This window comes from Amycolatopsis sp. MtRt-6, from assembly GCF_017308975.1.
Lineage (GTDB): Bacteria > Actinomycetota > Actinomycetes > Mycobacteriales > Pseudonocardiaceae > Amycolatopsis.
Map to the genome: position 1 here is coordinate 180,409 of NZ_JADWPD010000012.1, position 12,130 is coordinate 192,538.

General features: G+C 71.0%; 8 protein-coding genes. 7 read left to right on the forward strand and 1 reads right to left on the reverse strand.

The window, feature by feature from the left end:
- The first annotated feature begins 149 nt into the window (after positions 1–149).
- From mtrA to I4Q55_RS21910, 7 genes are all read left to right on the forward strand, one after another.
- Positions 150–827 carry an MtrAB system response regulator MtrA gene (mtrA, locus tag I4Q55_RS21880; RefSeq protein ID WP_005150760.1) on the forward strand — a complete coding sequence of 226 codons (678 nt, stop codon included), beginning with the start codon at positions 150–152 and terminating at the stop codon, positions 825–827.
- A 7-nt stretch (positions 828–834) separates the two neighbouring features.
- Complete coding sequence (mtrB, locus tag I4Q55_RS21885) at positions 835–2,559, forward strand: MtrAB system histidine kinase MtrB (protein WP_206790130.1); 1,725 nt, start codon at positions 835–837, stop codon at positions 2,557–2,559.
- Positions 2,556–4,292 carry an LpqB family beta-propeller domain-containing protein gene (locus tag I4Q55_RS21890; RefSeq protein WP_206790131.1) on the forward strand — a complete coding sequence of 579 codons (1,737 nt, stop codon included), beginning with the start codon at positions 2,556–2,558 and terminating at the stop codon, positions 4,290–4,292. Before mtrB ends, I4Q55_RS21890 begins: the two co-directional genes overlap by 4 nt.
- 800 nt (positions 4,293–5,092) lie before the next feature.
- Positions 5,093–5,338, forward strand: a complete 246-nt coding sequence (locus tag I4Q55_RS49285; protein ID WP_374194481.1) for a hypothetical protein — start codon at positions 5,093–5,095, stop codon at positions 5,336–5,338.
- 922 nt (positions 5,339–6,260) lie between these two features.
- Positions 6,261–6,947, forward strand: a complete 687-nt coding sequence (hpf, locus tag I4Q55_RS21900; RefSeq protein ID WP_091317677.1) for a ribosome hibernation-promoting factor, HPF/YfiA family — start codon at positions 6,261–6,263, stop codon at positions 6,945–6,947.
- Between the two features lie 296 nt (positions 6,948–7,243).
- Positions 7,244–10,129, forward strand: coding sequence for a preprotein translocase subunit SecA (gene secA, locus I4Q55_RS21905; RefSeq protein WP_206790133.1), 2,886 nt, complete (start codon positions 7,244–7,246; stop codon positions 10,127–10,129).
- Positions 10,130–10,198: 69 nt separating this feature from the next.
- Complete coding sequence (locus tag I4Q55_RS21910) at positions 10,199–11,410, forward strand: cytochrome P450 (protein WP_206790134.1); 1,212 nt, start codon at positions 10,199–10,201, stop codon at positions 11,408–11,410.
- Positions 11,411–11,615: 205 nt separating this feature from the next.
- Here the strand turns inward: I4Q55_RS21910 and I4Q55_RS50200 are convergent, their stop codons facing one another.
- Positions 11,616–12,071, reverse strand: a complete 456-nt coding sequence (locus I4Q55_RS50200; RefSeq protein ID WP_206790135.1) for an Rv3235 family protein — start codon at positions 12,069–12,071, stop codon at positions 11,616–11,618.
- Between the last annotated feature and the right edge of the window lie 59 nt (positions 12,072–12,130).

The following is a 12,130-nucleotide window of genomic DNA, read 5'->3' on the forward strand; positions in this document are numbered from 1 at the left end:
CGGAATCCCGGCGCGGCCTCCACGGACCGTCCAAAGCAGCCGGTACCGGCACCCGGATGGAGCAGGGAACCCTCGCGATCTTGATCTTTCTGGTGGTCAAACACGCGGGTCGTGCGTGCGGGCGCCGGAACTAGTGCGAATATGTGGTCATGAAGGCACGTGTTCTCGTGGTCGACGACGACCCCGCCCTCGCGGAGATGCTCACCATCGTGCTCCGTGGGGAGGGGTTCGACACGGCGGTGGTCGCCGACGGCTCACGCGCGCTGCCCGCGCTGCGTGAGCTGAAGCCCGACCTCGTCCTCCTCGACCTGATGCTGCCCGGGATGAACGGGATCGACGTCTGCAAGGCGATCCGCGCCGAGTCCGGGGTGCCGATCGTCATGCTCACCGCCAAGAGCGACACCGTCGACATCGTCCTCGGCCTGGAGTCCGGCGCCGACGACTACGTCGTCAAGCCGTTCAAGCCGAAGGAGCTGGTCGCGCGGGTCCGGGCCCGCATGCGCCGCACCGAGGCCGAGCCCGCGGAGTCGCTCACGATCGGCGACCTGGCGATCGACGTGCCGGGCCACGAGGTCACCCGCGAGGGCAAGGCCATCCCGCTGACCCCGCTGGAGTTCGACCTGCTGGTGGCGCTGGCCCGCAAGCCGCGCCAGGTGTTCACCCGCGAGGTGCTGCTCGAGCAGGTCTGGGGCTACCGGCACGCGGCCGACACCCGGCTGGTGAACGTGCACGTCCAGCGGTTGCGGTCCAAGGTGGAGAAGGACCCGGAGCACCCCGAGGTGGTGTTGACCGTTCGCGGTGTCGGGTACAAGGCCGGCCCGCCGTGATCACCCGATGACGACGGAGCCGGCGAGCAGGGTCCCCGCCTCCGCGCGTTCGACGGCACGCCTGGTTCGGCGTGTCGTCGTTTTCGCGCGCCGTCGCGCGGTCGCGTTCAACGAGCTGTGGAAGCACTCGCTGCAGTTCCGCGTCACCGTGTCGACGCTCGCGCTGTCCTCGGCCGTGGTCTTCGTGCTGGGCATGGTGCTGCAGAACCAGATCACCGAACGGCTGCTGGACACCAAGCGCGTGGCGGCGATCGCGCAGACCCGCGCGGCGGCGGAGACGGCCGCCGGCGAGCTCGTCGGCCTCGGCGCCGAGAGCCGCGACGCGCTGAAGAACCGGCTCGAGAACGCGCTGAAGAAGATCGCGATCACGCCGACCAGCCAGGACGCGGCCGGGTCGGCGGCGGGCACGTTCGTCCCGGTGCTCGCCAGCGGCGGCCACGAGCAGTCCGGCGCCGAGCCGGAGTTCGCGGGCCCGTTCGAGAACGTGCCGCCGCGGCTGCGCCAGTTCGTCGAGGCCGACCAGATGAGCTGGCTCGAGCACACCGTCCCCGACGCGGCGGGCGGGCGCACGACGTACCTGATCGTCGGCACCCCGCTCAACACCGTCGCCAGCCCGCTGCAGCTGTACCTGCTGTTCCCGCTGACGACCGAGCAGAACACCGTTTCGACGGTCCAGAACACGCTGCTGGTCGGCGGGCTCGTGCTGCTGCTCCTGCTGGCCGGCATCACGAACCTGGTGACGCGGCAGGTGGTGCGGCCGGTCCGCCAGGCCGCCGCGGCGGCCGAGCAGTTCGCCGGCGGCGACCTCGACCAGCGGCTCGCCGTGCTCGGCGAGGACGACCTCGCGAAGCTCGCGGTGTCCTACAACGAGATGGCCGCCAGCATCCAGCGCCAGATCCGCCAGCTCGAGGAGTTCGGCGGGCTGCAGCGCCGGTTCACCTCCGACGTCTCGCACGAGCTGCGCACGCCGCTGACCACCGTCCGGATGGCCGCGGACGTGCTGCACGCGTCCCGCGAGCAGTTCCCGGCCGGCCTCGCGCGGTCGACCGAGCTGCTGGTCGACGAGCTCGACCGGTTCGAGGCGCTGCTCGGCGACCTACTGGAGATCAGCAGGCTCGACGCCGGTGTCGAGGAGCTGGCGGCGGAGTTCATCGACGTCCGCCCGATCGCCACCCGCGCGGTCGAGCAGGTGCGGGTGATAGCCGGCAACGCGGGCAGCTCGGTGGAGCTCGTGCTGCCGGACGAAGAGGTGATCGCCGAGGTCGACGCCCGGCGCGTCGAGCGGATCCTGCGCAACCTGCTCGCCAACGCCGTCGACCACAGCGAGGGCAAGCCGGTGGTGCTGACCCTCGGCGCGAACGAAACCGCTGTCGCCATCACGGTCCGCGACCACGGCGTCGGCCTGCGTCCCGGCGAGGCGGACCTGGTGTTCAACCGGTTCTGGCGCGCGGACCCGTCACGCAACCGGCGCACCGGCGGCACCGGGCTCGGCCTGGCGATCAGCCAGGAGGACGCGCGCCTGCACGGCGGCGAGCTCGACGCGTGGGGCGAGCCCGGCCACGGCGCCTGCTTCCGGCTCCTGCTGCCGCGCCGCCAGGACGTGCCCGCCGGCGACCCGCCGCTGGTCCTGCCGCCGCCCGACCGCTTCGCCACCGAGGTGCCGCTCGGGATCATCGACGTCACGCCGGCGCCGGAGGCGATCTTCGCCGAACGTGAGGGAATCGGCCAGTGAAACCACACGCTTTCCGGCGGACCGCCGCGAAGCTCCTGACGGCGGTGCTGAGCCTGGTGCTGCTCGCCGGCTGCGCGAACGTGCCGCTGGAATCGCAGCCCATGGTCGTCCCGGGCGAGCGCCAGGGGCAGAGCGTCGGCGACGTCGTGCCGGAGCCGCCGCCGAACATCGACCCGCTGTCGCTGGTCCGCGCGTTCGTCGAGGCGACGCTCAAGCCCGGGCAGAACAACGCCGCCGCTCGCGCCTACCTCGACGAGCAGAGCCGGGCGAACTGGCGGCCGAGCCGCAGCCTGACGATCATCCAGGACACCTTCGGCACGGTCTACGACACCGCTCCGCCGCCGGAGCCGGGCACGCAGGTCGTCAACGTGCGCGGGATCGACATCGGCACGCTGGACCAGAACAACGCGTTCGTGCCGGACTACACGCCGGCCCTGCTCCAGGTGAAGGTGCGCAAGCAGGCGAACAACCAGTGGCGGATCGTCGACCCGCCCGCCGACCTGTACGCGACCCAGTCCGACTTCAGCGAGAACTACACGTCGGTGCCGGTGAGCTTCTATTCGGAGTCGTCGGCCACCTTCGTCCCGGATCGGCGCTACGTCGTCGCGAAGCCGCAGTCCGGGCTGCCGGGCCGGGTGATGGACCTGCTGGTCAGCGGGCCGTCGGCGAGCTTGGCCGGCGCGGTGAAAAACCTGCTCGGCGAGCCCGTCGAGATCGACTCGAACGTCAAGAGCCTCGACGACGGCACGCTGGTGGTGCCGCTGACCGGGCTCTCGGGGGTGCCGGACGACATCCGGCACCTGATCGCGGCGCAGATCGTGCTGTCCCTGCAGTACGTCACGTCGGCCCGCATCCGCATCCTCGCCGACGGTGCCCCGCTCGTGCCGAACCACCCGGACTGGCGGCGGAACGACCTGCCGGCCTACGACGCGGCGCTGTCGATCAACGTCGACCTGCAGGGCCTGATGACGGTGGGCGGCCGGATCCGGTCCCTCAGCGACGGAAACCCGGTCGCCGGCCCGGCGGGCAACGGCGGTTACGACGTCGTCAGCGCGGCTCAGTCGATCGACGGCAAGCGCCTGGCGGTGGTGGAGCGCAGCGGCGGAGCGGTCCGCCTGCGGATCGGCGACCTCGGCCGCGACCTGGCGCAGACCACCCTCGTTGGCAGCTCCCTGACCCGCCCGACGTGGCGCCCCGGCACCGGCGAAGTGTGGACGGTGGTCGACGGGCTGTCGGTGGGCCGCATGGTGCTCGACCCGAACGGCCACTGGACGGCCCTGACGGTCAACGCGACGGACCTGACCCAGCAGGGCGCCATCACGGAGCTGAGGTTTTCCCGCGACGGAGCTCGTGTCGCGGCGGTGATCAAGGGCCAGCTGTGGGTGGCCTCGGTGGTCGTCAACGGCGATTCGGTGTCCCTGCGCGAGCCCCGGCACCTCCAGCCCCACGATCTCGAGGACGTCGTCGACGTGGACTGGGTGGCCCAGGACGGCCTGGTGGCGGTGACGAAGTCGCCGTCCCAGCCGGTGGTGCGCGTGACGGTGGACGGCCAGCGCCTGGACGCGTTCAACAGCAGCAACCTGACCCCGACGGTCCACGGCGTGACGGCGGCCCCCAACCGGCCGATCGTGGTGGCGGACACGAGCGGTCTCTGGACGGCCTCGGAGCTCGGCGAGGTGTGGCGCCCGCACAGCCACACGATGAAGGACGCGGACCCGTTTTATCCGGGCTGATCTTTTTCACCCGGGTGAGTGACGGCTGAGGCGCCGAAACTGTCGGTGCCGGTCGTGACACTGTCCGTGTGCTGAAGAGACTGATCGAACTGTTGATCCCCAGCCGCTGCGCCGCGTGCGGAGCCCGGGGCGAGCCGTGCTGCGTGAGGTGCTCCGGGACGTGGGGAGCGGCTCGCGAAGTGGTGCGCGGCCCGACGGCGGGGTTGGTGCGGGTGTTCACGCTGGCGAGGTATCGCGGGGTGGGCCGGAAGTTGCTGATCGCGTACAAGGAGCGCGGGCGGCGAGATCTGGCGCCGTCTTTGGGACGGGCGCTGGCGGAGGCGCTGGCGGAGCTGCCACTGGCGGCGGTTGAGGGGTGTGGCGGGTCGGGTGGTGCCGCAGGTGGGCGCGGCTCGGCGCTTGCTACGCCGGCGGCCTTGGAACGTTCGGCTGGGAGGGTGGTCTCGGGCGAGCGTTCGGGTCGGGCGGTTGCCTCGGGTGGGGTTGTCGCCTCGGGTGACGGTTCGGCTCGGGCTGTCGCCTCGGGGGAGCGGTCGGCTGGGGCGGCGACCGCGAGGGAGCGCCCGGTGGGGGCGGCGGTCTCGGGGGAGCGTTCGGGTCGGGCTGTCGGCTCTGGGGCGGCCGTCTCGGGGCAGCCTGCTGCTCGGCGGGTCACCGGGGAACAGCCCACGGCCAAGGCGATCTGCCTGGTCCCGGCACCCAGCCGCCCATCGGCAGCGCGAGTACGAGGCGGCCCGCACATCGAGCGCCTGGCCGACGCGGCAGCAGGCGTCCTGGCGGCGCGAGGCATCGAGGCGGTGGTGGCGCCGGCGTTGGAGCTGGCGGGAAGCGCCCGCGACGCGGTCGGCCTCGGCCGCGAGCAGCGCATGGCCAACCTCGCCGGCCGCCTGAGGTTCCGCGCGGCCGGGCGCCCACCCCCAGGCACCCGCATCGTGGTCCTGGACGACGTGATCACCACCGGAGCCACGGCGGCAGCCTGCACCCGAGCCCTGGCGGCAGAGGGGTTTACGGTCTCCGCCGTCCTGACCCTGCTCGCAGCCGGCTGAACCGGCCGGGCTCGCTGGAGCCCGCGAAAGGGCGACCCATGTGAACCACTGTGGCCCTGCCGGCCGAAGCGCGCAGGCCGGCCGAGCGGAAAGGCGGCTGCCGGCGCCTCACCACCAAACCCAGCCCGGCACGCTCGGGCTCCGGCTCAGCCCAACCCGGGTACGCCTCGCCCAGACTCGCTCAACCCGGCGACCCCCGCCACCCAACCGCCAAGCACGCCCGGCCCGCCCCGACCCCACCGAAAACCCACCCCGACCTCACCAAAACCAAACCCTGGTACCGGTTCCGCCCTCAACCCCACCAACACCATTCCAACCCAAGAAACCCCCAGCTCCAGCCCCAAAAACCCCACCAACCCGAACAGCAACCGCACCCGGGTGAACCGAACGTCACCTACACGAGTGACATCAACCGGGAACGCGAACGGACCGGCGCCCGTTGTCCGGGCATGAGGGCGTCGATCACGATCACTCGGCTGCCGCACCACTCCACCGGAGTGGCGGCTGCGGGAGATCGGGCCGTCACCCTCGGCGTCCACCAGGAGGCAACGATGCGCCGTCCGTGTGAACACACGTTGACCGCGGCGCGTCCGACCAGCGGGTGGTTTGCGGTGCCCACTCCGCGATCACTGCGCGGGGTGACCGAGTCCCATCCCCTGACATCCCCCGGCTCGGGGGCTGTTGTAACGGGCGTGAGGAAGCTAACGTGCTCCGCAATCAGCAATCCCCGCAGGCAGGGAGGTGACGAGCCCATGTCCCTGGCGCCGGAGGTGCGCTGAGTCCGCGCTCGGTCACCGGAACGAGACGTCGTCCACCGTTTCCGAGTTCCTTCTCAGCCCGCGATCCGGGCTTCCGTCCCCGCAATACCGGCGCCGTGTGAAAACACAACAGCTCGCAGTCATCTCAGCGAGGGAGGTCGTGTATGGACATCGTCGTTAAGGGCCGCAACGTGGAGGTGCCCGATCACTATCGGGCGCTTGTCGGCGAAAAGCTGGCCCGGCTCGAGCGCTACGACAGGAAAGTCATCCGGTACGACGTGGAACTGTTCCACGAACCCAACCGACGCCAGGCCAAGAGCTGCCAGCGCGTCGAAATCACCGGAAAGGGGCGAGGCCCGGCCGTACGCGCCGAAGCGTGTGCCGCCGACTTCTACGCGGCGCTCGATTCCGCAGTCACCAAGCTGGAAAACCGGCTGCGGAGGACACACGACCGGAGGCGCGTGCACTACGGCCGCAGCCGCCCGGAATCGGTCGCCGAAGCGACCTCGGCACTGCCGGGTGGTGGATCCCCGGCCGCAGCCAGTCCCGCCGCGCGTACCGCGGTGTTGGACGCACCCGAAGCCGAACCGCAGACGAACGGCTTCGCGAGTGCCGAAGAATTCCACCTGCCCCAGCAGCAGAGCTGGACCGACGACGACCTGGGTCACCAGCCCGGCCGCGTCGTTCGCGAGAAGCAGCACACCGCGGAGCCCATGACGGTGGACCAGGCTCTCTACGAGATGGAGCTGGTCGGCCACGACTTCTACCTCTTCAACGACTCCGACGCGGGCCGGCCCAGCGTGGTCTACCGGCGGAAAGGCTTCGACTACGGCGTGATCCGGCTCGGCTGAGCCGGGCCCAAGGGAGGTCTGGCGAAGGGTCCGCACGCGCTCGCGTGCGGGCCCTCCGCATGTCAGAACCTTATTCTGGTCAGGCCGGCGCTACGGACCGCAGGCCGTCCGCCTACGTGCCATTCGCGCCGGCCGACGGCTGAATAAGGTTCTCAGAACCTACGGCGTGTGCACACGAGGGCCACCGTTCCCTACGATGGGGGTGGGAAGGTGGCGCCGAACACGGCCGCCACCGCGGGAGAACCTGCCCGGGACCGGCCTGGGCGCGCTCATGATCAGCTAGTGAGGTCGACCGGATGGTGCTGAACCGCCTGCTCCGCGCGGGTGAGGGCAAGATGGTGAAGCGGCTGCGCAACATCGCCGATCACATCAACACCCTCGAAGACGACGTCAAGGACCTGACCGACGCCGAGCTGCGGGCCAAGACCGACGAGTTCCGCAAGCGGCACGGTGACGGCGAATCCCTCGACGAGCTGCTGCCGGAGGCCTTCGCGGTCGTCCGGGAAGCGGCCAAGCGGGTGCTCGGCCAGCGCCACTTCGACGTCCAGCTCATGGGCGGCGCGGCGCTGCACCTCGGCCAGGTCGCCGAAATGAAGACCGGTGAGGGCAAGACGCTGACCTGCGTCCTGCCCGCCTATCTCAACGCGATCCCCGGCAAGGGCGTCCACGTCGTCACGACGAACGACTACCTGGCCAAGCGCGACTCGGAGTGGATGGGCCGCATCCACCGCTTCCTCGGCCTCGAGGTCGGCGTCATCCTCTCGGAGCAGCAGCCGGACGTGCGGCGCACCCAGTACAACGCCGACATCACCTACGGCACGAACAACGAGTTCGGCTTCGACTACCTCCGCGACAACATGGCGTGGAGCCTCGACGACTGCGTGCAGCGGGGCCACAACTTCGCCATCGTCGACGAGGTCGACTCGATCCTCATCGACGAGGCCCGCACGCCGCTGATCATCTCCGGCCCGGCCGACCAGTCGTCGCGCTGGTACGTCGAGTTCGCGCGCCTGGCCCCGCTGATGCAGGGCATCGACACCACCACCATGGGGTCGCGTGAGCGCGTCGAGAAGACGAACCTGATCAACTCGAAGTACCACTACGAGGTCGACGTCCGGAAGCGCACCGTCGCCGTCACCGAGAAGGGCGTCCGGTTCGTCGAGGACCAGCTCGGCATCGAAAACCTCTACGAGGCCGCGAACACCCCGCTGGTCGGGTACCTGAACAACGCGCTCAAGGTGAAGGAACTCTTCCACCGCGACAAGGACTACATCGTCCGCAACGGCGAAGTCATGATCGTCGACGAGTTCACCGGGCGCATCCTGCACGGCCGCCGCTACAACGAGGGCATGCACCAGGCGATCGAGGCCAAGGAAAAGGTCGAGATCAAGGCCGAGAACCAGACGCTGGCCACGATCACGCTGCAGAACTACTTCCGGCTCTACGACAAGCTGTCGGGCATGACCGGTACGGCCGAGACCGAGGCCGCGGAGTTCCACCAGACCTACAAGCTGGGTGTGGTGCCGATCCCGACGAACCGGCCGATGATCCGCCAGGACCAGCCGGACCTGATCTACAAGACCGAGCAGGCCAAGTTCGAGGCCGTCGCCGAGGACATCGCCGAGCGGCACGAGAAGGGCCAGCCGGTCCTGGTCGGCACCACGAGCGTCGAGAAGTCCGAGCACCTGTCGAAGCTGCTGGTGAAGCTGAGCGTGCCGCACGAGGTGCTGAACGCGAAGCACCACGACCGCGAGGCGCTGATCGTCGCGCGCGCCGGCCAGAAGGGCGCCGTCACGGTTGCCACGAACATGGCGGGCCGCGGTACCGACATCGTGCTGGGCGGCAACCCCGACCTGATCGCCGACCAGGTGCTGCGCGAGCGCGGCCTGGACCCGGTCGAGCACTCCGAGGAGTACGAGGCCGCCTGGCCCGAGGTCCTCGAGCAGGTCAAGGCCGAGTCGAAGGCCGAGGGCGAGGAGGTCCGCGAGGCGGGCGGGCTCTACGTGCTCGGCACCGAGCGGCACGAGTCGCGCCGCATCGACAACCAGCTCCGCGGCCGGTCCGGCCGGCAGGGCGACCCGGGCGAGTCCCGCTTCTACCTGTCGCTCGGTGACGAGCTCATGCGCCGCTTCAACGCGACCATGGTCGAGCGCGTCATGACGACCATGCGCCTGCCCGACGACGTGCCGATCGAGCACAAGATGGTCTCCAAGGCCATCAAGAGCGCGCAGACCCAGGTCGAGCAGATCAACATGGAGCAGCGCAAGGACGTCCTCAAGTACGACGAGGTCATGAACGAGCAGCGCAAGGTGATCTACGCCGAGCGCCACCGCGTCCTGGCCGGCGAGAACCTGCGCGACCAGATCGAGGGCATGCTCGAGGACGTCGTCAACGCCTATGTGGACGGTGCGACGGCCAACGGCTACGCCGAGGACTGGGACCACGAGAAGCTGTGGGCGGCGCTGAAGCAGCTCTACCCGGTCAGCGTGACCTGGGACGAGCTGATGGACGACGGCGACCTCGACGCCGACGGCCTGCGCGAGGCCCTGCTCGCGGACGCCCGCCGCGCGTACGACCAGCGCGAAGAGGAGATCAACGCGCTCGTCGGCCCGGAGGGCATGCGGACCCTGGAGCACCAGGTGATGCTGACGGTCCTCGACCGCAAGTGGCGTGAGCACCTCTACGAGATGGACTACCTCAAGCAGGGCATCGGCATGCGGGCGCTGGCGCAGCGCGACCCGCTGATCGAGTACCAGCGCGAGGGCTACGACATGTTCCGCGCGATGCTCGACTCGCTGAAGGAGGAGGCCGTCGGCTTCCTGTTCAACCTGCAGGTCGAGCGCGCCGAGGCACCGCCGGCCGAGCAGGCCGCGGCGCTGCCGACGGGTGTCCCGACCGGCAACGGCCAGGCGACCGAGGGCCGCCACGCGCGGCCGGCGCCGCCGCAGCCGCCGACGACCGACACCGAGTCCGTCCCGGCCGCGCTGCGCGGCAAGGGCCTCGGCGGCGGTGGCCCGCAGTCGGGCATGATGCTGTCCGGCCCGGGCGAGGACGGCGAGGTCGAGTCCCACGTCGAGGGCGGTCCGCAGGCCGCGGGCGGCGCCACCGGCGGTACCCGCCGCGACCGTCGCGCCGCCCAGCGCGACGCCGCCAAGAAGGGCAAGAAGGGCCCGCGTCGCTGACACGGGTGTGACCACCGGGGCGCGCGGCAGGGTTCGCGCGCCCCGGAGTCGTGAACGGGGGAGTTGCCGGTGACGTCGGCCGATCCGCAGGAGTTCTTCGCGCTGTTCGCCGCCGAGCGGCGGCCGGACCCGTACCCGCACTACCGGCGGTGGCGGGAGAGCCGGCCGGTGGCGGCCTTGGCGGACCGGATGTTCGCGGTCAGCGGCCTCGCCGAGGCCACACAGGTGCTGCGCGACCCGGCGTTCGGGCACCCCGAGCCCGAGTACCTGGATCCGGCGGACCGCCTCCCGGACCAGCCGGTCGACGAGTCGGGACGCGTGGTCCGGGCGTTCCTCTCGCTCAACCCGCCGGACCACACCCGCCTGCGGCGGCTGGTGGCGAAGGCGTTCACACCGCGGATGGTCGAGCAGCTGGCGCCGCGCATCGAGGAGATCACCGCGTCGCTCATCGACCGCGCGCCGGCCGGGTTCGACCTGATGACGGCTCTCGCGAAGCCGTTGCCGGTCGAGGTGATCGCGGAGCTCCTCGGCGTGCCGCTGGACGACCGCGAGCGGTTCGCGGAATGGTCGCACGCGATGGCGCGGGCCCTGGACCCGCAGTTCCTGCAGCCCCCGGGGACGATCGAACCGGCGGTCAAGGCCCGGCAGTCGTTCGTCGGGTACTTCCGTTCGCTGGCGGCCGAGCGGCGGCGTGAGCCGGGGGACGACCTGCTGTCGGCCCTGGTCGCGGTGTCGGACGCGGGTGACGTGCTCAGCGAGGGCGAGCTGCTGGTGACGTTGACGCTCCTGCTGATCGCCGGCCACGAAACGACGACCAACCTGATCGGCAACGGGGTCTTGGCGCTGCTGCGCGGCCCGGACGGCCTGAAGCCGCTCGGCACGGACGGCGAGCACGCGGCGCGGGTGGTGGAAGAGGTGCTGCGCTACGACTCGCCGGCCCAGCTGACGGCCCGCACGGCCCTGCGCGACACGACACTGGGCGAGCTGACGGTCCCGGCGGGCAGCCAGCTGATCATCATGATCGGAGCGGCCAACCGCGACCCGGCAACGGGCCCGGCCCCGGAAACGTTCGACCCGGCCCGCGAGCCGGGCCGGCACCTGGCGTTCGGCCAGGGTATCCACTTCTGCCTGGGAGCGCCGCTGGCCCGGTTGGAAGCCCGCATCGCGTTCCGCGAACTGGCCCGCCGCCGCCCGGACCTGGCGCAGGCTGGCACCCCGGAGTGGAACCCGACCACGACCCTGCGCGGCCTGTCGACCCTCCCGGTGACGAGCGGCGGTTAGGACGCCCCGCCGGTTGGGGTGAGCCGCGCGGAAGGTGCCATCGCCGCTCGGGCGGGCGGTGGAGGCGAGCGCTTCCGGGCTGCCGGTATGCGGGCCGGGGCGTGCCGCCAGTGCCACCCGCTCGGCCAGGCGGCGGAAGCGCGAGAGCACCCCGGCCGCCGGCCGTCGGGAGGCGTCGGTGGTGAGCGGCCCCCTCCGTCGCACCTCACGCCGCCCGCCGGTTCGGTTTTGCCGGCTGCTGTGGCTTCAACAGCGCGAAACGCTCGCACCGCCAGCCCGTCGGCGTGCGGGTGAAGCGGGCCGCCAGCGCGAACGACCGGTCGTCCGCCGCCACCCGGGCGCACGCCTCGACCACGTCCGGTGCCGGGGCGCACGTGTGGATCGTCTGCGTCCGGTGGCGTGGCCGCGTCCGGCGTGGCCCGCTGAGACCCGCGTACACCTCCGGTGCCACCAGTGCGCGGACCTGCGCCGCCGGGCGACGGCCGTCGTACGCCTCCAGCAGCATGTTCAGCAGGCGGCCCACCTCGTCCGCTTCGAGCTGTCTCGGCGCCGGGCACCGCGAGCCGCGTCGGTGCTCGTGCGGCGTCACCTCCGCCGGGCCGTTCGCCCGGCGCGGCGCCTCGAAGTCGGCCAGCGTCCGCAACCGATGTTCCTCGATCATTTCCTGCCCTCCTGACTCGGCATTCGCTTGGAGGTGGGAACGGGCCGAAAAGGACATCG